Origin of the sequence: Citrobacter sp. Ct235 (assembly GCF_030332305.1) — a bacterium.
GTDB lineage: Bacteria > Pseudomonadota > Gammaproteobacteria > Enterobacterales > Enterobacteriaceae > Citrobacter_A > Citrobacter_A telavivensis.
Map to the genome: position 1 here is coordinate 196,863 of NZ_JAOWIC010000049.1, position 24,385 is coordinate 221,247.

Here is a 24,385-nt window from a genome sequence, read left to right on the forward strand (position 1 = left end):
CCTATGAGTGAATTTTCCCAGACAGTCCCCGAACTGGTTGCCTGGGCCAGAAAAAATGACTTCACTATTTCGCTGCCGGTAGACCGACTCTCGTTCCTGCTGGCGGTGGCCACGCTGAACGGCGAGCGCCTGGACGGTGAGATGAGTGAAGGCGAACTGGTGGACGCGTTCCGCCATGTAAGTGATGCGTTTGAGCAAACCAGCGAAACCATTGGCGTGCGCGCGAACAATGCGATCAACGATATGGTGCGTCAACGTCTGCTGAACCGCTTTACCAGTGAGCAGGCAGAAGGGAACGCGATTTATCGCCTGACGCCGCTCGGCATTGGCATTACGGATTACTATATTCGCCAACGTGAATTTTCCACACTGCGTTTGTCGATGCAGTTGTCGATAGTCGCGGGTGAACTCAAACGCGCGGCGGATGCCGCCGATGAGGGCGGTGATGAATTCCATTGGCACCGCAACGTCTATGCGCCGCTCAAGTATTCGGTGGCAGAGATTTTCGACAGTATCGATCTGACTCAGCGCATCATGGATGAACAGCAGCAGCAGGTGAAAGATGATATCGCGCAGCTGTTGAATAAAGACTGGCGCGCGGCGATTTCGAGCTGTGAGCTGTTACTCTCGGAAACGTCCGGCACCCTGCGCGAGTTGCAGGATACGCTGGAAGCGGCAGGCGATAAATTACAGGCCAATCTGCTGCGCATTCAGGATGCGACGCTGGCCCATGACGATCTGCATTTTGTCGACAGGCTGGTGTTTGACCTGCAAAGCAAGCTGGATCGTATTATCAGTTGGGGCCAGCAGTCGATCGACCTGTGGATCGGCTATGACCGCCACGTTCATAAATTTATCCGTACTGCCATCGATATGGATAAAAACCGCGTCTTTGCCCAGCGCTTACGTCAGTCGGTACAGACCTATTTTGACGAGCCGTGGGCGCTGACCTATGCCAATGCCGATCGTCTGCTGGATATGCGCGACGAAGAGATGGCGCTGCGCGATGAAGAGGTTACCGGGGAACTTCCGCCGGACTTAGAGTACGAAGAGTTTAATGAGATCCGCGAACAGCTGGCGGCGATTATCGAAGGCCAACTGGCTATCTATAAATCGAAAGAGACGCCGCTGGATCTCGGCCTGGTAGTGCGCGAGTATCTTGCGCAATACCCGCGTGCGCGTCATTTCGACGTTGCGCGCATTGTTATCGATCAGGCGGTACGTCTTGGCGTAGCGCAAGCAGACTTCACCGGACTGCCAGCCAAATGGCAGCCGATTAATGATTACGGAGCCAAGGTACAGGCGCATGTCATTGACAAATATTGAACAAGTGATGCCGGTTAAGCTGGCGCAGGCGTTGGCGAATCCGTTATTTCCAGCGCTGGATAGCGCATTACGTTCAGGCCGTCACATTGGTCTGGATGAACTGGATAATCATGCCTTTCTGATGGATTTTCAGGACGACCTGGAAGAGTTTTACAGCCGCTATAACGTGGAACTGATCCGCGCGCCGGAAGGGTTTTTCTACCTGCGTCCGCGTTCAACGACCATTATCCCGCGTTCCGTGTTGTCTGAACTGGACATGATGGTCGGTAAAATTCTTTGCTACCTCTATCTCAGCCCGGAGCGGCTGGCGAATGAAGGGATTTTCACGCAGCAGGAGTTGTATGACGAGCTGCTGACGTTGGCTGACGAAGCCAAACTGTTGAAGCTGGTAAATAACCGTTCAACCGGCTCCGACGTCGACCGCCAGAAATTACAGGAAAAAATGCGCTCGTCGTTAAACCGTCTGCGCCGTTTAGGCATGGTGTGGTTTATGGGACACGACAGCAGCAAATTCCGTATTACGGAATCGGTATTCCGCTTTGGCGCAGATGTGCGCAGTGGCGATGATCCGCGGGAAGCGCAGCGTCGCCTGATTCGCGATGGCGAAGCGATGCCGGTCGAAAACCACCTGCAGCTCAATGATGAGACTGAAGAGAATCAGCCGGACAGTGGAGAAGAAGAATAATGATTGAACGCGGTAAATTTCGCTCACTAACGCTGATTAACTGGAACGGTTTCTTTGCCCGCACCTTTGACCTGGATGAACTGGTTACCACGCTTTCCGGGGGGAACGGCGCGGGGAAATCCACCACCATGGCGGCGTTCGTCACAGCGCTTATCCCGGACTTAACCCTGTTGCACTTTCGTAACACTACCGAAGCCGGGGCGACCAGTGGCTCACGTGATAAAGGCCTGCACGGTAAGCTGAAAGCGGGTGTCTGCTATTCAATGCTGGACACGATCAACTCGCGGCATCAACGCGTGGTGGTTGGCGTACGTTTGCAGCAGGTGGCCGGACGCGACCGTAAAGTCGACATCAAACCGTTTGCCATTCAGGGGCTGCCGATGTCGGTGCAGCCCACGCAGCTGGTGACGGAAACGCTGAACGAGCGTCAGGCGCGCGTCCTGCCGTTGACGGAGCTTAAAGAGAAGCTCGACGAAATGGAAGGTGTGCAGTTTAAGCAGTTCAACTCGATAACCGACTACCATTCGCTGATGTTCGATCTGGGCCTCATCGCCCGTCGTCTGCGCTCTGCCTCCGATCGTAGTAAATTCTATCGCCTGATTGAAGCCTCGCTGTACGGCGGGATTTCCAGCGCGATCACCCGTTCTCTGCGCGACTACCTGCTGCCGGAAAACAGCGGGGTGCGTAAGGCGTTCCAGGATATGGAAGCCGCGCTGCGGGAAAACCGTCTGACGCTGGAAGCTATTCGCGTCACCCAGTCCGACCGCGATCTGTTTAAACACCTGATCAGCGAAGCCACCAACTACGTGGCGGCGGACTATATGCGCCACGCCAATGAGCGTCGGATCCACCTCGATAAAGCGCTGGAATTTCGTCGTGAACTGTACACCTCGCGCAAACAGCTGGCGGCGGAGCAATATAAGCACGTCGATATGGCGCGTGAGTTGGGCGAGCACAACGGCGCGGAAGGCGATCTCGAAGCCGATTATCAGGCAGCGAGCGATCACCTGAACCTGGTGCAAACGGCGCTGCGTCAGCAGGAAAAAATTGAACGTTATGAAGCGGATCTCGACGAGCTGCAGATCCGTCTCGAAGAACAAAACGAAGTGGTAGCGGAAGCTGCCGATCGTCAGGAAGAGAACGAAGCGCGCGCCGAGGCTGCCGAGCTGGAAGTGGATGAGCTGAAAAGCCAACTGGCGGATTACCAGCAGGCGCTGGACGTTCAGCAGACCCGTGCCATCCAGTACAACCAGGCGATCTCCGCACTGGAGCGCGCCAGAGCGGTATGTCATTTGCCGGATCTGACGGCCGATAGCGCCGCCCAGTGGCTGGAGACTTTCCAGGCGAAAGAGCAGGAAGCGACCGAAAAAATGCTCTCGCTGGAGCAGAAAATAAGCGTGTCGCAAACCGCGCACAGTCAGTTTGAGCAGGCGTATCAGCTGGTGGTGGCGATCAATGGCCCGCTGGCGCGAAATGAGGCCTGGGGCGTGGCGCGTGAACTGTTGCGTGAAGGCGTTGATCAGCGTCACCTGGCGGAGCAGGTGCAGCCGCTGCGCATGCGACTGAGCGAACTTGAACAGCGTCTGCGCGAGCAGCAGGAAGCCGAACGTCTGTTGGCGGAATTCTGTAAGCGTCAGGGCAAAAACTTCGATATTGATGAACTGGAAGCCCTGCACCAGGAGCTGGAGGCGCGTATCGCCTCGCTGTCTGACAATGTCTCCAGCGCGCACGAACAGCGCATGGCGCTGCGTCAGGAGCAGGAACAGCTACAGTCCCGCATTCAGCACTTAATGCAGCGTGCGCCTGTCTGGCTTGCGGCACAAAACAGCCTGAGCCAGCTCAGCGAACAGTGTGGCGAAGAGTTCACCTCTGGCCAGGAAGTGACTGAATATTTACAGCAATTGCTCGAGCGTGAACGTGAAGCGATTGTAGAGCGCGACGAAGTTGGCGCGCGCAAGAATGCCGTCGATGAAGAGATCGAACGCTTAAGTCAGCCTGGCGGTTCGGAAGATCAGCGCCTGAACGCGCTGGCGGAACGCTTCGGCGGTGTGCTGCTGTCAGAAATTTATGACGACGTCAGCCTTGAGGATGCGCCGTACTTCTCCGCGCTGTATGGCCCATCACGCCATGCCATCGTGGTGCCGGACCTGTCGCTTATCGCCGAGCAACTGGAAGGGTTGACGGATTGCCCGGAAGATTTGTATCTGATTGAAGGGGATCCGCAGTCGTTTGATGACAGCGTCTTCAGCGTAGACGAACTGGAAAAAGCGGTGGTGGTGAAAATCGCCGATCGCCAGTGGCGTTATTCGCGCTTCCCGTCCGTACCGCTGTTTGGCCGCGCGGCGCGGGAAAATCGTATCGAAACTCTGCATGCCGAGCGTGAAGGGTTGTCCGAGCGTTTTGCCACGCTCTCTTTTGACGTACAGAAAACGCAGCGTCTGCATCAGGCGTTCAGCCGTTTCATTGGTAGCCATCTTTCGGTGGCGTTTGAATCCGATCCGGAAGCTGAAATTCGTCAGCTCAACAGTCGTCGCGTTGAACTGGAACGTGCTCTGACCGCTCACGAAAATGACAACCAGCAGCAGCGTCTACAGTACGAGCAGGCCAAAGAAGGCGTTGCCGCACTGAACCGTCTGCTGCCGCGTCTGAATCTGCTGGCTGACGACAGCCTGGCGGACCGCGTCGAGGAGATCCGCGAGCGTCTGGATGAAGCGCAGGAAGCGGCGCGCTTTGTGCAGCAGCACGGCAACCAACTGGCGAAACTGGAACCGATGGTTTCGGTGCTACAGAGCGATCCGGAACAGTTCGAACAGTTGAAAGAAGACTACGCGTATTCCCAGCAGACGCAGCGTGATGCGCGTCAGCAGGCGTTTGCGCTGACTGAAGTGGTTCAGCGTCGTGCGCACTTCGGCTATTCCGCCTCGGCGGAAATGCTCAGCGGCAACAGCGATCTGAATGAAAAGCTGCGCGAGCGACTGGAACATGCGGAAGCTGAACGTACCCGCGCCCGTGAAGCCCTGCGCGGCCATGCGGCGCAACTGAGTCAGTACAATCAGGTTCTGGCCTCGCTGAAAAGCTCTTATGACACCAAGAAAGAGCTGCTCAACGATCTACAGCGTGAGTTGCAGGATATTGGCGTTCGTGCTGACAGTGGAGCGGAAGAGCGGGCGCGCATTCGTCGCGATGAACTGCACGCGCAGCTCAGCAATAACCGTGCGCGGCGTAACCAGCTCGAAAAAGCGCTCACCTTCTGTGAAGCGGAGATGGATAACCTGACCCGCAAACTTCGCAAGCTGGAACGCGATTACCATGAAATGCGTGAGCAGGTGGTGACCGCGAAAGCCGGCTGGTGCGCAGTGATGCGGCTGGTGAAAGACAGCGGCGTCGAGCGTCGCCTGCATCGCCGTGAGCTGGCTTATCTCTCGGGTGACGAACTGCGTTCCATGTCGGATAAGGCGCTGGGTGCGCTGCGTCTGGCGGTCGCTGATAACGAACATCTGCGTGACGTTCTGCGTCTGTCGGAAGATCCGAAGCGTCCGGAACGTAAGATCCAGTTCTTTGTCGCGGTGTATCAGCACCTGCGCGAGCGTATCCGTCAGGATATTATTCGTACCGATGATCCAGTGGAAGCCATCGAACAGATGGAAATTGAGCTGGGCCGTCTGACCGAAGAGCTGACTTCCCGTGAACAGAAACTGGCGATCAGCTCACGCAGTGTGGCAAACATTATTCGCAAGACCATCCAGCGTGAACAGAACCGTATCCGTCAGCTCAACCAGGGGCTGCAGAGCGTATCGTTCGGCCAGGTTCACAGCGTGCGTCTGAACGTGAATGTGCGTGAAACCCATGCCACGCTGCTGGAAGTGTTGTCTGAACAGCATGAGCAGCATCAGGATCTGTTCAACAGCAATCGCCTGACCTTCTCGGAAGCATTGGCGAAGCTGTATCAGCGCCTGAATCCGCAGATCGACATGGGGCAGCGTACGCCGCAGACCATTGGCGAGGAGTTGCTGGACTATCGTAACTATCTCGAAATGGAAGTGGAAGTCAACCGGGGTTCCGATGGCTGGCTGCGTGCGGAGTCCGGTGCGCTGTCGACCGGTGAAGCGATCGGGACCGGGATGTCTATCCTGGTGATGGTGGTTCAGAGCTGGGAAGATGAAGCGCGTCGTCTGCGCGGGAAAGACATCTCCCCATGCCGTCTGCTGTTCCTCGATGAAGCAGCCCGTCTGGATGCGCGCTCCATCGCGACGCTGTTCGAGCTGTGCGAACGTCTGCAAATGCAGTTGATCATCGCGGCACCGGAAAACATCAGTCCGGAGAAGGGCACCACCTATAAGCTGGTCCGTAAAGTTTTCCAGAATACGGAACACGTCCACGTGGTCGGACTGCGCGGATTTGCCCCGCAGTTGCCTGACCCTCTCCCCGGTGAGGCTGATGCCCCGTCAGAGGCCAGCTAAAACCCCAAAGACGGCTGAGAAGCCGTCTTTTTCATTTCTTAATCAGCGGATTTCAGGTGCATTTTCTTTAAACTTCTTTACATTAGGTTAGGCAATCACATAACAGCCTTTCTATAATGAAGGAAAGCTCCGGTAGATGTGAGCATGTCGTAATGTAACCAGAGGGCAAGGGATGTTGCTTAATAAAATTGGTGGTCGTCGGCTCTCGGCAATGAGTTTATGCCTGGCCGTAGCATTCGCTCCACTGTTCAGTGTTCAGGCTGATGAGCCTGAAGTTATACCTGGCGACAGCCCCGTTGTTGCCAGTGAGCAGAGCCTCGCCCAGCCGCAGGCGCAATCTGGCGCAACGGCCGTGATGGCGGGTCTGCAGCCTCTTCCTGAAGGGGCGGCGGAAAAGGCGCGGACTGAACTGCAGTCGCAACTTCCCTCGGGCTACACGCCTGTCTATATGAATCAGCTTGAATTGCTCTATGCGGCGCGCGATATGAAACCCATGTGGGAAAATCGTGAAGCCGTAAAAGCGTTCCAGCAACAGCTAGCTGAGGTCGCCATCGCCGGTTTCCAGCCCCAGTTTACTACCTGGGTGGCGTTACTGACCGATCCTGGCGTTAACGGTATGACACGCGATCTGGTGTTGTCTGATGCGATGATGGGTTATCTCCATTTGATAGCCAATATCCCGGTCAAGGGCAACCGTTGGCTGTACAGCAGCAAGCCGTATGCGCTGGCGACGCCACCGCTGTCGGTTCTCAATCAGTGGCAGGTCGCGCTGGATAATGGGCAACTCCCGACGTTTATTGCCGGGCTGGCGCCTCAGCACCCTCAGTATGCATCGATGCACGCGTCGCTATTGACGCTGGTGGGCGATTCACGTCCGTGGCCGCAACTAACCGGCAAAGCAACGCTGCGACCGGGTCAGTGGAGCAACGACGTGCCGGCACTGCGGGAAATACTGCAACGTACCGGGATGCTGGAAGGGGGACCTAAAATTGCGCTGCCGGGTGATGAGACCCCGTCAGAGGCGGTAGTCAGCCCGTCTGCTGTTGCCGTTGAAACCCCGATCGTTGACGCCGCGAAACAGACCACCCCGCGCAGTAAGCCAGCATCGGCTGTTCGTGCCGCGTATGATAAAGAGCTGGTTGAAGCGGTAAAACGCTTCCAGACCTGGCAAGGGCTGGGCGCGGATGGCGCAATTGGCCCTGCCACGCGTGACTGGCTGAACATGACGCCCGCGCAGCGTGCGGGCGTACTGGCACTCAATATCCAGCGTCTGCGCTTGCTTCCGTCTGAACTTTCGACGGGAATTATGGTGAATATTCCGGCGTATTCGCTGGTTTATTACCAGAACGGTAATCAAGTACTGGCGTCCCGGGTGATTGTTGGTCGTCCCGATCGTAAAACGCCGATGATGAGCAGCGCGCTGAATAACGTGGTGGTCAATCCACCGTGGAACGTCCCGCCGACGCTGGCACGTAAAGACATTCTGCCCAAACTGTGGAACGATCCGGGCTACCTTGAACGTCACGGTTATACCGTGATGCGAGGCTGGAACAGCAGAGAGGCGATAGATCCGTGGCAGGTTGACTGGTCAACCATCACGCCGTCAAATTTACCGTTCCGTTTCCAGCAGGCGCCTGGCGCGCGTAACTCGCTGGGCCGCTATAAGTTCAATATGCCCAGTTCCGATGCTATCTATCTGCACGATACGCCGAACCACAATCTGTTCCAGAAGGATACCCGGGCGCTCAGTTCCGGCTGTGTGCGCGTAAACAAGGCGTCGGAACTGGCAAATATGCTGTTGCAGGACGCGGGCTGGAACGATACGCGCATTTCCGATGCGCTAAAGCAGGGTGACACGCGCTATGTGAATATTCGCCAGACTATTCCGGTCAACCTTTACTACCTGACGGCGTTTGTTGGTGCAGACGGGCGCACCCAGTATCGTACAGATATTTACAATTATGATCTGACGGCGCGATCCAGCGCACAAATTGTGGCAAAAGCTGAGCAATTAATCAGGTAAATGAAGAGGTTCTGGTTAATCTGTTGTCGTAATATTTGGTAGTGACAGGGGCATCGGCCCAGAAGCCCCGTCATTACTGGGGTTGGGCCAACTTGACGGCAGCTTTTTTGCCAGTTAAGGTGCCTATCGTGCGCTAAAGCATATAGACGATAACATTGACCTGTAGACCTTAAACCATGGACAAATTTGACGCTAATCGCCGCAAACTGCTGGCGTTAGGTGGTGCTGCCCTCGGCGCTGCCATCTTGCCTGTGCCTGCGTTTGCCACACTCTCTACCCCGCGTCCGCGTATTTTGACTCTGAGTAACCTCAACACCGGAGAGTCAATCAAAGCGGAATTTTTTGATGGCAGAGCTTATATTCAGGATGAATTAGCCAAACTTAACCATTTTTTCCGTGACTATCGCGCGAATAAGGTGAAGTCCATCGATCCCGGACTCTTCGATCAGCTTTTCCGCCTGCAAGGGCTGCTGGGAACGCGTAAACCTGTTCAGCTGATTTCCGGTTATCGTTCACTGGATACCAACAATGAATTGCGTGCGCACAGCCGTGGGGTAGCGAAACAAAGCTATCACACCAAAGGCCAGGCAATGGATTTTCATATTGAAGGAATTTCGTTAAGTAATATTCGCAAAGCCGCGTTATCTATGCGCGCAGGTGGTGTAGGATACTACCCACGCAGTAACTTTGTGCATATTGACACCGGGCCGGCGCGGCACTGGTGATTAACGAAACAGGAGCAGTATGAACTATCGTATTATTCCGGTCACCGCGTTCTCCCAGAACTGTTCTTTGATCTGGTGTGAGCAAACGCGTCTGGCAGCGCTTGTCGATCCCGGCGGTGATGCTGAGAAAATCAAACAGGAAGTGGACGCCAGCGGCATTACGCTGACGCAAATCCTGCTCACTCACGGACACCTCGATCATGTGGGTGCCGCGGCGGAACTGGCGCAGCACTATAGCGTACCGGTTATCGGTCCGGAAAAAGAAGATGAGTTCTGGTTGCAGGGTCTGCCAGCTCAGAGTCGCATGTTTGGCCTCGGCGAATGTCAGCCACTGACACCCGACCGTTGGCTTAACGAAGGAGATCGTGTCAGCGTAGGGAATGTGACTTTACAGGTGTTGCATTGCCCGGGGCATACGCCTGGACACGTTGTTTTCTTTGACGAGCAGTCGCAGCTTCTCATTTCAGGCGACGTGATTTTTAAAGGCGGAGTAGGGCGTAGTGATTTCCCGCGCGGCGATCACAACCAGTTGATTGATTCGATTAAACGTAAGCTGTTGCCGTTAGGCGATGACGTGACGTTTATTCCAGGTCATGGACCGCTGTCGACGCTGGGCTATGAACGGTTGCACAATCCGTTCCTGCAGGATGAAATGCCTGTCTGGTAATCCCCATTAAAAAGCCCGCTTATCGCGGGCTTTGTTTTATCGGAAGTCTTACAGCACGGCGACAATGGCTTCGCACAGCGGTGCCATGTTATCCGGGGTCATCCCGGCGACGTTGACGCGGCCAGAAGCCACTGCGTAGACGCCAAACTCTTCACGCAGACGCAGAACCTGATCTTTGGTCAGGCCGCTGAAAGAGAACATGCCGTTTTGTTTGATGATAAAGCTGAAATCGCGATCCGCCCCTTTCTCTTGCAGGGTATTCACAAACAGCAGACGCATACGCTGAATGCGCTGACGCATGTCGGTCAGTTCCTGTTCCCAGATTGCGCGCAGTGCATCGTTGCTGAGGATCGTGGCAACCACAGATGCGCCGTGGGCGGGCGGGTTAGAGTAGTTCGCACGAATGGCGGATTTCATCTGGCTGAAGGCGCGGTCAACGGTTTCCGTATCTGCCGCAACTAACGTACAGGCACCGACACGCTCGTTGTACAGGCCAAAGTTCTTGGAATAGGAACTCGCGACAATCAGCTCTTTGTGCAGCGCGGCGAACGCGCGCAGTCCTTCCGCATCCTCTTCCAGACCACGGGCGAAGCCCTGATACGCGAAGTCAAACAGTGGCAACCAGCCTTTCTCGACGGAAAGCTGAGCCAGTGTTTGCCACTGCTCAAGCGTAGGATCGATACCTGTTGGGTTATGGCAGCATCCGTGGAACAGCACCACGTCGCCAGCCTGCGCTTCGCTCAGGCTGTTTTGCAGCGCGTCGAAGTCCAGAGAATGGTTTTCTGCGTCGTAATAAGCGTACTCGCGTACTTCCAGCCCGGCGGAGTTAAACACGCTCTTATGGTTTGGCCAGCTCGGGTTGCTCACCCATACGCGTTTTACTGCCGTATTTTTTGCCAGGAAGTCGGCTGCAACGCGCAGCGCACCGGTGCCGCCCGGCGTTTGTGCCGTGCGTGCGCGTTTGTCGTTAATCAGCGCGCTACCTTTACCGAACAGCAGTTCCTGTGTGCAACGGCCAAATTCCGGAATACCGTCAATGCCGAGGTAGTTTTTCGTTGTTTCATTTTCGAGTAGGTATTGCTCGGCTTTTTTAACGCTGGTCAGCACTGGCGTTTTGCCAGTTTCATCTTTATAGACACCGATCCCAAGGTTAATTTTCGAAGGACGGTCATCAGCACGAAACAGATCGGCCAGACCCAGAATGGGGTCGGCAGGGGCGGCAGTAATGTTCTCAAACATGACGAGGTTCCATTGTGGTTACAGAAGGGAAATCCGTTATCAGGTTAACGGTAGATTTACAAAATGCCAACCGTTAGTGATGAAAACCCTGCAGGTTTTTTGAAGTCGCAAGATTTGGCTGACAGGCATAAAAAAACAGGACCGAAGTCCTGTTTTTTAGGCATTTAACAAAGGGGTCTGCTATTAGAACTGGTATACGATACCGACAGCAACGGTGTCGTCAGAGTTCACGCCCAGTTTGTTGTCAGAATCAATCTGGTTGATCTGATAGTCAACATAGGTGGACATGTTTTTGTTGAAGTAGTAGGTTGCGCCCACTTCAACGTAGTTCACCAGATCTTCGCTACCTACACCTTCTACGTCTTTCGCTTTAGATTTGTTGTAGGAGATGGACGGACGCAGACCGAAATCGAACTGGTACTGAGCCACAATGAAGAAGTCCTGAGTTTTGTTTGCGAAGCCGCTTTCCTCAGTTAGAGCGTTGGTGAAATGGGTAGCGTTACGGGTTTCACCGTAGTTGGCTGCCAGGTAGATGTTGTTTGCATCATACTTCACACCGGTTGCCCACTGCTCAGCTTTTTTGCCGTCGCCGTAGAACTGACCTTCTTGTGCATTGGTGCGGTCAGCCGCGCCGTATGCACCAACGATACCGAAGCCATTCATTTCATAGCTAACAGAACCGCCGACGCCGTCGCCGTTGGAGCGACTAACGTTACCGTCACGCTCGTTTTTGCCCAGGTACTGAACACCGAAGTTCAGGCCATCAACCAGACCGAAGAAGTTAGAGTTACGGTAGGTCGCAACGCCACCAACACGGCCAACGAAGAAGTTATCGCTGTACGCAGTATCACCGCCGAATTCTGGCAGCATATCGGTGTAACCCAGTGCATCGTAAACGATACCGTAGTTACGACCGTAGTCGAAGGAGCCCGCGTCACCGAATTTCAGACCGGCGAATGCCAGACGGGTTTTGTTACCTTTCTGTGCGTCATCGCCGCCTTCAGAGCGGTTACCCTGGAATTGATATTCCCACTGGCCGTAACCGGTCAGTTGGTCATTGATCTGAGTTTCCCCTTTGAAACCAAGGCGAGCATAAGTTTTGTCGCCATCGTTGTCTTTGTTATCAGAAAAATAGTGCAGACCAACGGTTTTACCGTACAGGTCCAGTTTGTTGCCGTCTTTGTTGTAGATTTCTGCAGCGTTAGCTGCACCGGCTACCAGCAGGGCAGGGATAACCACTGCCAGAATATTGCGCTTCATCATTATTTATTACCCTCATTGGTTTTTTTATGACACCTGCCACTGCCGCCAATAAATTTCGTCAATAAAAATTTACGGAACTATTGATGAGAGTTTGGTGTCTTTATGTGTCTGACAGGCATCTTTCCATTCAAACTATCGTTTCGCTACCGTGAAAGTGCTACAAAGATAGAGAATTAGTTTCAGAAAGAAAAAATGTGTAACTAAATATTACTTTTCTGGAACTTTGTGAACGACATCAAATTTCGAAACGATTTCAGCTCCAGATCACCCCACTTATATCTATTTATATGATTTTCTTATCTTTAATTTGGATAAAAGAAAAATAGCGTACAGAAAGTAGACGTTTCCAGTTTTGCTTATGGCTATTTCTGGACGTCTGGAATGCTGTGGAATTGTGTATAAAACGTGCTATTGGATGAGGAAATACTAATCCGCAAGAATGATACGGTTTATTTTTTGTACAGAAATATTACGGCGTAACATCAGGTAACAGGAGAAGGGGTTTTGGGGATTGCTATTAAAGTTGCTTACTTATTACTCACAAAACCTGACATTTCAGCCAATAAAAAAGGCCAGCGGGGCTGGCCTTTATGCGAACTTTTTTAGAACGTCGCGTTACGCGGTGTGCGCGGGAATGCGATCACGTCACGAACGTTCTGTACGCCGGTAACGTACGCGATCAGACGCTCGAAGCCGAGACCGAAGCCGGAGTGCGGCACGGTGCCGTAGCGACGCAGATCGCGATACCACCAGTAGTCTTCTTTATTCAGGCCCATTTCCAGCATACGCGCATCCAGCACATCCAGACGCTCTTCACGCTGAGAACCACCGATGATTTCACCGATACCCGGAGCCAGAACGTCCATCGCGGCAACGGTTTTACCGTCTTCGTTCAGGCGCATATAGAACGCTTTAATCTCTTTCGGATAGTTTTTCACCACTACCGGCGCTTTAAAGTGTTCTTCTGCCAGATAACGTTCGTGTTCGGAGGAGAGATCGACACCCCAGTAAACCGGGTTTTCGAACTTTCTGCCTTTCTTAATGCACTCTTCCAGAATGGCGACCGCATCAGTGTAATCCACCTGGGCGAAATCCGCCTCGATGAAGCGTTCCAGACGACTAATCGCCTCTTTATCCACGCGCTCGGCAAAGAACTTCATGTCGTCAGCTCGCTCGGTCAGTACGGTTTTGAAGGCATATTTCAGCATGCCTTCCGCCAGACCGGCAATGTCGCTCAGGTTGGCGAAGGCCACTTCCGGTTCCAGCATCCAGAACTCCGCCAGGTGACGGGTGGTGTTGGAATTTTCCGCACGGAAGGTCGGACCGAAGGTATAGATCTTCGACAACGCGCAGGCGTAAGTTTCGCCGTTCAACTGGCCGGATACGGTCAGGAAGGACTCTTTACCAAAGAAGTCTTTGTCGAAATCCACTTTGCCCTGATCGTTACGCGGCAGGTTTTCCAGGTCCAGCGTCGACACGCGGAACATCTCACCCGCGCCTTCGGTATCAGACGCGGTGATAAGCGGAGTGGAAACCCAGAAGAAGCCCTGCTCATCGAAGAAACGGTGCAGTGCCTGTGCCAGCGTGTGGCGAACACGAGCGACGGCACCAATCATGTTGGTACGCGGACGCAGGTGCGCAACTTCACGCAGGTACTCGATGCTGTGACGTTTCGCCGCCATCGGGTAGGTGTCAGGATCTTCAACCCAGCCGCTGACTTCAACCTCAGTGGCCTGGATCTCAAAACTCTGTCCTTGTCCCGGAGAGGCCACAACCTTGCCGGTAACGATAACGGAGCAGCCGGTGGTCAGACGCAGCACTTCTTCATTGTAATTGGGCAGAGAATTATTGATGACGGCCTGTACAGGATCAAAGCAGGAACCGTCATAAACGGCGAGGAAGGAGATGCCAGCTTTTGAATCTCGGCGGGTACGTACCCATCCGCGCACGGTGACTTCGCTGTCAACGGCTACGCGGCCCTGGAGTACGTCGGCTACAGGCACAACGCTCATAATATTCTCTCTGTTAATAGTCCGATATATAAACACATGTTCCCCGGAATGGGGATTTCCTATGTTACCTGGCATCTGCAATCAGACAAGCAGAATTAACAGGCAAAGAGAAAGATTTCAGAAATAAGTACGAAAAGGGAGCCGAAGCGGCTCCCTGGGAGGATTAACTGGCTTTTTTGATATGCGGTAAATCAAACGCTTTACGCAACGCGCGAACAAAGGCTTTGTCGTGACAAATGGTTTTGCCCGGGCTGTCAGACAGCTTGGCAACCGGTTTACCGTTGCACTCAACCAGCTTGATCACAATATTCAGCGGCTTAACCTGCGGAATATCGCAGGTCAGACGCGTACCAATACCAAAACTCAACTGTACGCGGGAGGAGAAGTGACGATAAAGGTCTACCGCTTTACTCAGATCCAGATTGTCGGAAAAGACCAGCGTTTTGCTGTGCGGATCGATACCCAACTTTTCATAATGGGCGATGGCCTTTTCGCCCCATTCAACAGGATCGCCCGAGTCATGGCGCAGTCCCTGATAGCGCGTGGCAAATTCAGCGCCAAAGTCGCGTAAAAACGCGTCCATGGTAATGCAATCGGTCAACGCGATACCCAGTTGGTCCGGGTATTCATTCAACCATGCGGCCAGGGCAGCGCGCTGGCTGGTTGCCAGTTCTGGACTTATCTGTTGATGCGCCTGGAACCACTCGTGCGCCTGTGTGCCCATTGGCGTCAGCGACAGACGGCGGGCCAGATCGTAGTTACTGGTGCCAACAAACCACGACTCCTGCTGCAAACGTTTAACGATAGCCTGTTGCACTTCGCGGGAAAAACGTCGACGGGTGCCGAAATCCATCAGGTGGAAGCGGGACATATCGAGACTGGACGTTAAAGCAGAGAAATCGACTAATTTCGTCTCCAGCGTATCAAGGGCCTGCGCAACGCCCATTTCTGGTGAGCGATAGCGATGAACCAGTTCGCTGATCACTGCCAGCAACGGGACTTCCCACATGATGACTTCACGCCACGGACCGGTTAGGCGGATATTCAGCTTTCCGTTGTCGTTGCTGACGGAAACCTGCTGTGGGTCATAGCGAAAATCGCGCAGCCAGTTGAGGTAATCCGCTTTGAAGAAGGGCAGCCCGGAGAGCCACTGATACTCTTCATCCTCCAGGCGCAGGTGCTGCATAGCATTGACCTGCTCGCGAATGGTGTCGGCATAAATACCCAGCAGGTCGTCGCCTCGGCAACGAAATTCAGCCGCTACCTGCACATCATAGTAGTGGTGAAATACGGCTTGCTGCATATGCAACTTATAAGCATCTGTATCCAGCAACGAGTGCAGAACAGGAGAAGCGAATTGTGTCATAGGTGCGCAGTAGCATCCTCTCACGGGAGCGTTTAGTACAATAAACAACTAAGAAAACCGCTGGAGTATACCTTGTTTAGCGATTTATTGAACCCCGATCACACCATAAGGTGACGCCAGGGTCGAGTGCATTTCGTGCCGTGTGTTATAAAAATGTAGCAAAAAGAGTGTTTGTGCCTGAAAAGATAAACATTCTGCGTAGCGCGTTTTGCGCAACAGGAATAGACTGAAGTCGAGACTCTTCAAAAGATGCTAAAGGTTTTTTATGACACAACAGCCACAAGCCAAATACCGCCACGACTACCGTGCGCCGGATTACCAGATTACTGATATTGACTTGACCTTTGACCTGGATGCTGAAAAAACCGTGGTCACGGCAGTGAGCCAGGCTGTTCGTCATGGCGCATCGGATGCCCCGCTGAAACTGGATGGAGAAGATCTGACGCTGGTCTCTCTCCACGTCAACGATGAACCGTGGACAGCTTATAAAGAAGAAGCGGGCGCGCTGGTGATTAGCAATCTGCCCGAGCGTTTTACGCTGCGTATTGTTAATGAAATCAGCCCGGCCCGGAACACCGCGCTGGAAGGCCTGTATCAGTCGGGCGAGGCGTTATGCACCCAGTGTGAAGCAGAAGGCTTCCGCCATATCACCTGGTATCTCGACCGTCCGGACGTACTGGCGCGTTTTACCACCAAAATTATTGCCGATAAAAGCAAATATCCGTTCCTGCTCTCCAACGGTAACCGTACCGGCGAGGGGGAACTGGAAAATGGTCGTCACTGGGTCCAGTGGCAGGATCCGTTCCCGAAACCGTGCTACCTGTTTGCACTGGTCGCCGGTGATTTCGACGTGCTGCGCGATACCTTTACCACCCGTTCCGGGCGTGAAGTGGCGCTGGAACTGTACGTGGATCGCGGCAATCTCGACCGTGCGCCGTGGGCGATGACGTCGTTACAGAACTCGATGAAGTGGGACGAGGAGCGCTTCGGCCTGGAGTACGATCTTGACATCTATATGATAGTCGCCGTCGACTTCTTTAATATGGGCGCGATGGAGAATAAAGGTCTTAATATCTTTAACTCCAAATACGTGCTGGCGCGAACCGACACCGCCACCGACAAAGATTATCTCGATATTGAACGCGTGATTGGCCATGAGTATTTCCACAACTGGACCGGTAATCGCGTCACCTGTCGCGACTGGTTCCAGTTGAGCCTGAAAGAGGGGTTAACCGTTTTCCGCGATCAGGAGTTCAGTTCGGATCTTGGTTCCCGAGCGGTTAACCGGATCAGCAATGTGCGCACCATGCGCGGCCTGCAGTTTGCTGAAGATGCCAGTCCGATGGCGCATCCGATCCGCCCGGATAAGGTCATCGAAATGAACAATTTCTATACCCTGACCGTGTATGAAAAGGGCGCAGAAGTCATTCGCATGATCCACACCCTGCTCGGTGAGACGAATTTCCAGAAAGGGATGCAGCTGTACTTTGAGCGTCACGACGGCAGCGCGGCGACCTGTGATGACTTCGTCCAGGCAATGGAAGATGCCTCCAACGTCGATCTTTCCCATTTCCGCCGCTGGTACAGCCAGTCCGGTACGCCGATTGTTACCGCTAAGGATGACTATAACCCGGAAACGGAGCAGTACACGCTGACCCTCAGCCAGCGCACGCCGGCAACGCCGGATCAGGCCGAGAAACAGCCGCTGCATATTCCGTTTGCCATCGAACTGTATGACAACGAAGGCAAGGTGATCCCGCTACAGAAAGGTGGTCATCCGGTGAACGCCGTGCTGAACGTGACGCAGGCGGAGCAGACGTTTGTGTTCGATAACGTTTATTTCCAGCCGGTACCGACGCTGCTGTGCGAATTCTCTGCCCCGGTGAAACTGGAATATAAATGGAGCGATCAGCAACTGACGTTCCTGATGCGCCATGCGCGCAACGACTTCTCCCGTTGGGACGCGGCGCAAAGCCTGCTGGCAACGTACATTAAGCTGAACGTGGCGCGCCATCAGCAGGGACAGCCGCTCTCTCTGCCGGTGCATGTGGCGGATGCTTTCCGCGCCGTGCTGCTGGATGAGAAGATCGATCCGGCGCTGGCGGCGGAAATTCTGACGCTGCCTTCGGCAAACGAAATTGCCGAATTGTTTGAGGTTATCGATCCGCTGGCGATCGCGGAAGTTCGCGAAGCGTTAACGCGTACTCTGGCGGCGGAACTGGCGGATGAGTTCCTGGCAATCTATAACGCCAATCGCCTGGAGGAGTACCGCGTTGAGCATGCGGACATCGGCAAACGTACGCTGCGTAATGCCTGCCTGCGCTTCCTGGCCTTCGGTGAAACGACGCTGGCAGATACGCTGGTAAGCAAACAGTATCGCGAAGCTAACAACATGACCGATGCGCTGGCGGCGCTCTCTGCGGCCGTGGCTGCGCAGTTGCCGTGCCGTGACGCGCTGATGCAGGAGTATGACGACAAGTGGCATCAGGACGGTCTGGTGATGGACAAATGGTTTATCCTGCAGTCCACCAGTCCAGCGGATAACGTGCTGGACACGGTGCGCGGCCTGTTGAAACACCGTTCGTTCAGCATGAGCAACCCGAATCGTATTCGTTCGCTGATTGGCGCGTTTGCCGGCAGTAACCCGGCGGCTTTCCATGCGGAAGATGGCAGTGGATATCAGTTCCTGGTCGAGATGTTGACCGAGCTTAACAGCCGTAATCCGCAGGTAGCGTCACGCCTGATCGAACCATTGATCCGCCTGAAGCGTTATGATGCGAAACGTCAGCAAAAAATGCGTGCCGCGCTGGAGCAGTTGAAAGGGCTGGAGAATCTTTCCGGCGATCTGTTCGAGAAGGTTACCAAAGCGTTATCCTGAGACATTGACCTGTCGTTTTGTTGGCCGGATAAGGCGGTAACGCCGCCATCCGGCAAAATGCCCGGTGGCGTTCGCCTACCGGGCATGGAACGTCCTGAATGCTTATCCATGTCGACGGGCTGGCTGTTCTGTTACCCCACGCTGCATAACCCGACTCAACACGTCGGCTTCCAGTTCCGCTAAACGCACCGATCCTAACCGGCGCGGTCGCGCAATGTCGACCGTCAGATCCAGGCCAATCCTGCCATCCTCAATCAACAACACCCGGTCGGCCATCGCTACGGCTTCGCTGACGTCATGCGTCACCAGCAGCACGGTGAAACCATGCTCCTGCCACAGCGAAACAATGAGATCCTGCATCTCCAGCCGCGTTAACGCATCCAGCGCGCCAAGCGGTTCGTCGAGCAACAGCAGGCCCGGTCGGTGGATCAGCGCCCGCGCAAGGGCGACACGCTGCTTTTGTCCACCGGAAAGCGCCGCAGGCCATTCCGTCGCTCGTTCTTCCAGCCCAACCGCCGCCAGCGCCTGACGCGCAGCGTCCCGCCAGTTGCCCTTCAACCCCAGTCCCACGTTATCGATCACCGACTTCCACGGGAGAAGTCGGGCATCCTGAAACATCATGCGGGTATCGTCCTGAATATCGCGAAGCGGCGTGGTACCGGCCAGCAGTTCACCCGCATTCGGCGATTCCAGCCCCGCCAGCAGGCGTAGCAGGGTACTTTTACCCCCGCCGCTGCGACCGACGACGGCAACAAACTGACCTGCCGGAATATGCAGATCAAGCTGATTCAGTACGGTGTTAGCCGCATACTTTTTCGTCACTGCATTCAGCAGGAGCGGCGTACCCTGGTTCAGACGGGCAGGATTCATACGGTGGCCTCCTTCACATGATAAGCCGGGTTCCAGCGCAGCCAGACGCGTTCCAGCAGTTGAGCGCTGACGTCGGCCAGTTTGCCAAGCAGGGCATAGAGAATAATGGCGACAACCACAATATCCGTTTGCAGAAACTCCCTTGCGTTCATCGCCAGATAACCGATCCCGGAATTGGCCGAGATGGTTTCCGCGACGATAAGCGTCAGCCACATCAGCCCCAGCGCAAAGCGCACGCCGACCATAATCGAGGGCAGGGCACCGGGCAGGATCACATGGAGAAACAGCGAAAAGCCGGATAACCCGTAGCTGCGCGCCATCTCAACCAGACCTCTGTCGATATTGCGGATCCCGTGCCAGGTGTTGATATAGATGGGAAAGAGCGTCCCCAGCGCCACCAGGAAGATCTTCGCGGTTTCATCAATGCCAAACCACAAAATAACTAACGGGATCAGCGCCAGATGCGGAACGTTACGCAGCATCTGAATTGACGTGTCCAGCAGACGTTCTCCCCAGCGCGATAAGCCGCTGATCAGCCCCAGCGTCAGGCCAATTGAACCGCCGATCGAGAAGCCGATCAGCGCGCGCCAGGAGCTGATGGCCAGATGCTGCCAGAGTTCGCCGCTGGCAGAGAGCGTCCAGAAGGCGGCGATCACCCCTTCCGGCGAGGGTAAAATGCGCCCGGAGAGCCAGCCTACGGAGGAGGCCAGTTGCCAGACGGCGACGATGCCCACCGGTAAAAACCAGGGGGCAACGCGCAATAACCCCCTTTGTATTGGCGTTGCCATCGCGATTCTCCTTAGCTCTGCGCAACCTTGCGCGGGATAAATTCATTCGCTACCGCCTCACCCTGCTGATGTCGGCGTTGCGGCTGCGGGATTTCCGGGATCGCGACGTCCAGATGCGGGAACAACAGTTCGCCGACCCTGTACGCCTCTTCCAGATGCGGATAACCTGAAAGCACGAAGCTGTCGATGCCCAGCGCCGCATACTCATTGATGCGCGCCGCTACCGTCGGACCGTCACCAACCAGCGCGGTTCCGGCGCCTCCACGCACCAGACCCACACCGGCCCACAGATTTGGGCTTATCTCCAGTTGGTCGCGCTTGCCATTATGTAGCGCCGCCATTCGGTGCTGACCAACGGAATCCGTCCGGGCGAAAGCCGCCTGTGCTTTTGCGATGGTGTCGTCATCCAGGTGAGCAATCAGCCGATCCGCTGCCCGCCATGCTTCCTCGTTGGTTTCACGGACGATGACGTGCAGGCGAATGCCAAAACGGACGTTACGTCCGCGCGCTGCGGCTTTGGTTCGTACCTGAGCGATCTTCTCCTTCACCAGTTCAGGCGGCTCGCCCCAGGTGAGGTAAAGATCGACCTGCTCAGCGGCCAGATCCTGGGCAACATCGGAAGAACCGCCGAAGTAAAGTGGCGGATAAGGCTGTTGGATCGGCGGGAAGAACAGCTTCGCCCCGCGAACGTGGATGTGCTTTCCGTTGAAATCGACAGTTTCGCCCTGCAATAAACGACGCCAGACCTGGGTGAACTCCGAGGAGGCCTCGTAACGTTCGCTGTGATCGAGAAACACACCGTCGCCCGCCAGTTCCTGCGGATCGCTGCCGGTGACCAGGTTAAACAGCGCGCGACCGTTAGAGAGCCTGTCGAGCGTGGCGGCCTGACGTGCGGCAACGGTTGGCGAGGTGACGCTCGGACGCAATGCCACCAGGAACTTGAGTCGCTGGGTCACCGGGATCATCGATGCCGCGACCAGCCACGCGTCTTCGCAGGATCGTCCGGTTGGGATCAGCACGCCGGTGAATCCCAGACGATCCGCCGCCTGAGCAATCTGCTGTAAATAGCCTTGATCCACCGGGCGGGAGCCTTCTTCGGTTCCCAGATAGTGACCGTCACCGTGCGTCGGTAAAAACCAGAACATATTCAGGCTCATAACTGTTTTCCTTCCTGTTGAGTGGGCTGCCAGATGCGCTGGCGAATATCGATTTTTTTCGGTACCAGCCGGTTGTCGTAAAACAGATCCGCAGTTTGTTGTTGCAGGGCGGCCACAGAGGCGCTGACCGGCGAAATGGTGGTTGGTGGGCGATGATCGAGATAGGAGGCAATCACCGGTTCCGGCAGACCCATCGTTTTTGCCAGCAGGGTAATACTCTCCTGACGCTGACTGAGGGTTAACGCATCCGCCTGACTGAAGGTTTCCAGCACGCCTTGGATAAATGCGCCGTTTTTCTCGGCGTACGGTCGGGCGGCGAGATAGAACGATCCCGTCTGTTTCAGATCGGTGCCGTCTTTCAGTACGCGCACGCCGCCCTGCAATAATGCAGCGGAATAGTAGGGATCCCAGATGGCCCACGCATCGACGTTACCCTGCTGGAAAGCCGCACGGGCATCGGCAGGGGTCAGGTAGGTAGGCTGGATATCGGTAAATTTCAGTCCGGCCTGTTGCAGCGCACGCAGCAGCAGGTTGTGCGAACTGGAGCCTTTCTGGAACGCCACCTTATGACCTTTCAGTTCCGCTACGGTCTTGATCGGGCTGTTTTCCGGCACCAGAATCACTTCTGCTTTCGGTTTTGCCGGTTCAACGCCGACGTAAACTAAATCAGCCCCGGCCGCCTGGGCGAAAATGGGGGGAATATCACCGGTGCTGCCCAGATCGATACTGCCGACGTTCAGGGCTTCCAGCATCTGCGGCCCGGCGGGAAATTCAATCCAGGATATTTTTGTTCCGGGATAACGCGTTTCCAGTAACTGATGACTTTTTGCCAGAACCATACTGATGCTGCCTTTCTGATAGCCGATGCGTAAGGCATCAGGAGAGGGCTCCGCCGCCTGTGTCAGCCCGGAAAAAGCCAGCAGCCCAGCGAAGGCCAGCCACGCCGAACGGGGTTTAAGAAGATTACGCATGGGCCGTACCTCGCACGGTATTAAAGGTGGGAACCCTGACGTCGCGGCGATGCAGAGCGTGCCAGAACGTTTCCAGCGCCTTATCAAGACGCAGTTGCAAATTGGGTGTGAAATGCGGCTTATGCTGATAATCGATCACCTGGGAGTCATCGGCAAAAACGCCGTGCAAAATCTCCTGGGCTTTCAGGGCGCTGAGCACCGGTTTCAGCGCATAATCAACGGCGAGCAGGTGAGCGACGGTGCCGCCCGTCGCCAGCGGCAGAACCACCTTGCCCTCCAGCGCGCGTTCCGGGAGCAGATCGAGCAGCGTTTTCAGCGCTCCGGAGTAGGCTGCCTTATAGACCGGCGTGGCAACGATCAGACCGTCCGCTTCTTTCAGTTGCTCAACGAGTGTTTTCAACGCCGGGCTGTCGAAACGGGCATACAGTAGATCTTCAGGTTCGAAGTTGTGCAGATTCCAGTGGTAAACCTCGACGTCCTGACCGTTCAGTTTTTCCCGGGCATATTCCAGTAACGCACTGGATCGGGAGGGAAAGCGTGGGCTTCCCGCCAAAGTGATGACGCGCATAGATGCATTCTCCCCTTATAACTAATTGTTCGCTTTTATTTAACATTGATAACAATTTTTGCAGTCTGACAGAGGGAGATCGGGAATCGAAATGATTTATGCGGAATAGAAAATCTGAAAATTGCATAAAAAGAACGTGGCGGGGGAAACGTTTGCTTTTTATTGCCACAGGTCAATTCCCTTTTTGACCGACATCACCCATAATACGCCCCCGGTTTGCACACCGGGAATCCAGGAGAGTTCATGTACTACCCCTTCGTTCGTAAAGCCCTTTTCCAGCTCGATCCTGAGCGCGCTCATGAATTAACATTTCAGCAATTACGTCGTGTGACGGGAACGCCGCTAGAAGCGTTGATCCGCCAGAAAGTCCCGGCAAAACCGGTCACCTGTATGGGATTAACCTTTAAAAATCCGCTCGGTCTTGCTGCCGGTCTGGACAAGGACGGGGAGTGTATTGATGCCCTGGGCGCGATGGGATTTGGCTCGATCGAAATCGGCACCGTGACCCCGCGTCCGCAGCCTGGTAACGATAAACCAAGACTGTTCCGTCTGGTTGATGCCGAAGGTTTGATCAACCGCATGGGTTTTAATAACCACGGCGTTGATAACCTGGTGGAGAACGTTAAAAAGGCCCATTATGATGGCGTGCTCGGGATTAATATCGGCAAAAATAAAGATACGCCGGTCGAGCAGGGTAAAGATGACTATCTGATTTGTATGGAAAAAATCTATGCCTATGCCGGTTATATTGCTATTAATATCTCCTCGCCAAATACACCAGGATTACGCTCGCTGCAATATGGCGACGCGCTGGATGATTTGCTGACAGCGATTAAAAATAAACAAAACGATCTGCAAACGATCCACCAGAAATATGTTCCGATCGCAGTAAAGATCGCGCCGGATCTTTCTGAGGAAGAACTGATCCAGGTTGCCGATAGTTTAGTTCGGCATAATATTGATGGCGTTATTGCCACCAATACTACACTCGATCGTTCTCTGGTTCAGGGAATGAAAAATTGCGATCAAACGGGTGGCTTAAGCGGTCGTCCGCTGCAATTAAAAAGCACAGAAATTATCCGCCGTCTGTCTGTGGAATTAAACGGTCAGTTGCCTATTATTGGCGTCGGCGGTATCGACTCTGTGATTGCCGCGCGCGAGAAGATGGCGGCCGGGGCGTCGCTGGTTCAGATTTATTCTGGTTTTATTTTTAAAGGCCCGCCGCTGATTAAAGAAATCGTTACCCATATTTGATTTTTTCTCTCTCTTTATCAGAATATCAGACAACCAGGGGTTTATTTCCTCCCCTGGTTGTTTTATATTCTTTCACTGTTGCTTATTTAAACATTTTAAGCTTTGCTTATTAAGGTAATAAACGAAGCGGCAA

Annotated in this window: 17 protein-coding genes; 8 read left to right on the forward strand and 9 right to left on the reverse strand. The window is 54.5% G+C overall.

The features are described from left to right. Window positions 1-3 precede the first annotated feature (3 nt). The 6 genes from mukF to OGY35_RS18055 all read left to right on the forward strand — a co-directional run bounded on the left by mukF (window position 4) and on the right by OGY35_RS18055 (window position 9,886). Window positions 4-1,326: a chromosome partition protein MukF gene (gene mukF, locus OGY35_RS18030; protein WP_152405245.1), complete on the forward strand. Its 1,323-nt coding sequence runs from the start codon at window positions 4-6 to the stop codon at window positions 1,324-1,326. Beyond that, window positions 1,307-2,011, forward strand: a complete 705-nt coding sequence (gene mukE, locus OGY35_RS18035; protein ID WP_286633037.1) for a chromosome partition protein MukE — start codon at window positions 1,307-1,309, stop codon at window positions 2,009-2,011. Before mukF ends, mukE begins: the two co-directional genes overlap by 20 nt. After that, window positions 2,011-6,471 (forward strand): chromosome partition protein MukB, encoded by a 4,461-nt coding sequence (mukB, locus tag OGY35_RS18040; RefSeq protein WP_286633039.1) that lies wholly within the window; start codon window positions 2,011-2,013, stop codon window positions 6,469-6,471. The genes mukE and mukB overlap by 1 nt, the downstream gene beginning before the upstream one ends. Window positions 6,472-6,643: 172 nt before the next feature. Next, the gene (gene ldtD / locus OGY35_RS18045; protein ID WP_286633040.1) at window positions 6,644-8,494 is read left to right on the forward strand and encodes a L,D-transpeptidase; all 1,851 of its coding nucleotides are present in this window, start codon (window positions 6,644-6,646) and stop codon (window positions 8,492-8,494) included. 176 nt (window positions 8,495-8,670) lie between these two features. Further along, complete coding sequence (mepK, locus tag OGY35_RS18050; protein WP_061077037.1) at window positions 8,671-9,219, forward strand: peptidoglycan L,D-endopeptidase MepK; 549 nt, start codon at window positions 8,671-8,673, stop codon at window positions 9,217-9,219. A gap of 19 nt (window positions 9,220-9,238) precedes the next feature. Further along, on the forward strand, window positions 9,239-9,886 hold the full coding sequence (locus tag OGY35_RS18055) for an MBL fold metallo-hydrolase (protein ID WP_286633041.1): 648 nt from the start codon (window positions 9,239-9,241) through the stop codon (window positions 9,884-9,886). Window positions 9,887-9,934: 48 nt separating this feature from the next. On the opposite strand, the gene aspC is transcribed toward OGY35_RS18055, so the two are convergent. The 4 genes from aspC to pncB form a co-directional block, all read right to left on the reverse strand. After that, on the reverse strand, window positions 9,935-11,125 hold the full coding sequence (gene aspC, locus OGY35_RS18060; protein ID WP_286633042.1) for an aspartate transaminase: 1,191 nt from the start codon (window positions 11,123-11,125) through the stop codon (window positions 9,935-9,937). A 183-nt stretch (window positions 11,126-11,308) separates the two neighbouring features. Beyond that, window positions 11,309-12,388, reverse strand: a complete 1,080-nt coding sequence (gene ompF / locus OGY35_RS18065; protein WP_178827438.1) for a porin OmpF — start codon at window positions 12,386-12,388, stop codon at window positions 11,309-11,311. Window positions 12,389-12,990: 602 nt separating this feature from the next. Continuing rightward, window positions 12,991-14,400 carry an asparagine--tRNA ligase gene (gene asnS / locus OGY35_RS18070; RefSeq protein WP_046478715.1) on the reverse strand — a complete coding sequence of 470 codons (1,410 nt, stop codon included), beginning with the start codon at window positions 14,398-14,400 and terminating at the stop codon, window positions 12,991-12,993. Between the two features lie 163 nt (window positions 14,401-14,563). Beyond that, a complete protein-coding gene (gene pncB / locus OGY35_RS18075; protein ID WP_286633043.1) occupies window positions 14,564-15,766 on the reverse strand; it encodes a nicotinate phosphoribosyltransferase in 1,203 nt (400 codons plus the stop codon). A gap of 265 nt (window positions 15,767-16,031) precedes the next feature. Between pncB and pepN the strand changes: the two genes are divergently transcribed. Beyond that, a complete protein-coding gene (pepN, locus tag OGY35_RS18080) occupies window positions 16,032-18,644 on the forward strand; it encodes an aminopeptidase N (protein WP_286633044.1) in 2,613 nt (870 codons plus the stop codon). Window positions 18,645-18,746: 102 nt separating this feature from the next. Here the strand turns inward: pepN and ssuB are convergent, their stop codons facing one another. From ssuB to ssuE, 5 genes are read right to left on the reverse strand one after another with little or no spacing between them, the layout of a single operon-like run. Further along, window positions 18,747-19,514 (reverse strand): aliphatic sulfonates ABC transporter ATP-binding protein, encoded by a 768-nt coding sequence (gene ssuB / locus OGY35_RS18085; RefSeq protein ID WP_152405237.1) that lies wholly within the window; start codon window positions 19,512-19,514, stop codon window positions 18,747-18,749. Further along, the gene (gene ssuC / locus OGY35_RS18090) at window positions 19,511-20,302 is read right to left on the reverse strand and encodes an aliphatic sulfonate ABC transporter permease SsuC (protein ID WP_178827528.1); all 792 of its coding nucleotides are present in this window, start codon (window positions 20,300-20,302) and stop codon (window positions 19,511-19,513) included. Before ssuC ends, ssuB begins: the two co-directional genes overlap by 4 nt. Before the next feature lie 11 nt (window positions 20,303-20,313). After that, window positions 20,314-21,459 carry an FMNH2-dependent alkanesulfonate monooxygenase gene (ssuD, locus tag OGY35_RS18095; protein WP_286633045.1) on the reverse strand — a complete coding sequence of 382 codons (1,146 nt, stop codon included), beginning with the start codon at window positions 21,457-21,459 and terminating at the stop codon, window positions 20,314-20,316. Further along, a complete protein-coding gene (locus OGY35_RS18100; protein WP_178827523.1) occupies window positions 21,456-22,430 on the reverse strand; it encodes a sulfonate ABC transporter substrate-binding protein in 975 nt (324 codons plus the stop codon). The genes ssuD and OGY35_RS18100 overlap by 4 nt, the downstream gene beginning before the upstream one ends. Beyond that, on the reverse strand, window positions 22,423-22,998 hold the full coding sequence (gene ssuE / locus OGY35_RS18105; RefSeq protein ID WP_152405233.1) for an NADPH-dependent FMN reductase: 576 nt from the start codon (window positions 22,996-22,998) through the stop codon (window positions 22,423-22,425). Before ssuE ends, OGY35_RS18100 begins: the two co-directional genes overlap by 8 nt. Window positions 22,999-23,241: 243 nt before the next feature. Between ssuE and pyrD the strand changes: the two genes are divergently transcribed. Further along, a complete protein-coding gene (gene pyrD, locus OGY35_RS18110; RefSeq protein WP_286633046.1) occupies window positions 23,242-24,252 on the forward strand; it encodes a quinone-dependent dihydroorotate dehydrogenase in 1,011 nt (336 codons plus the stop codon). The last annotated feature ends 133 nt before the right edge of the window (window positions 24,253-24,385 follow it).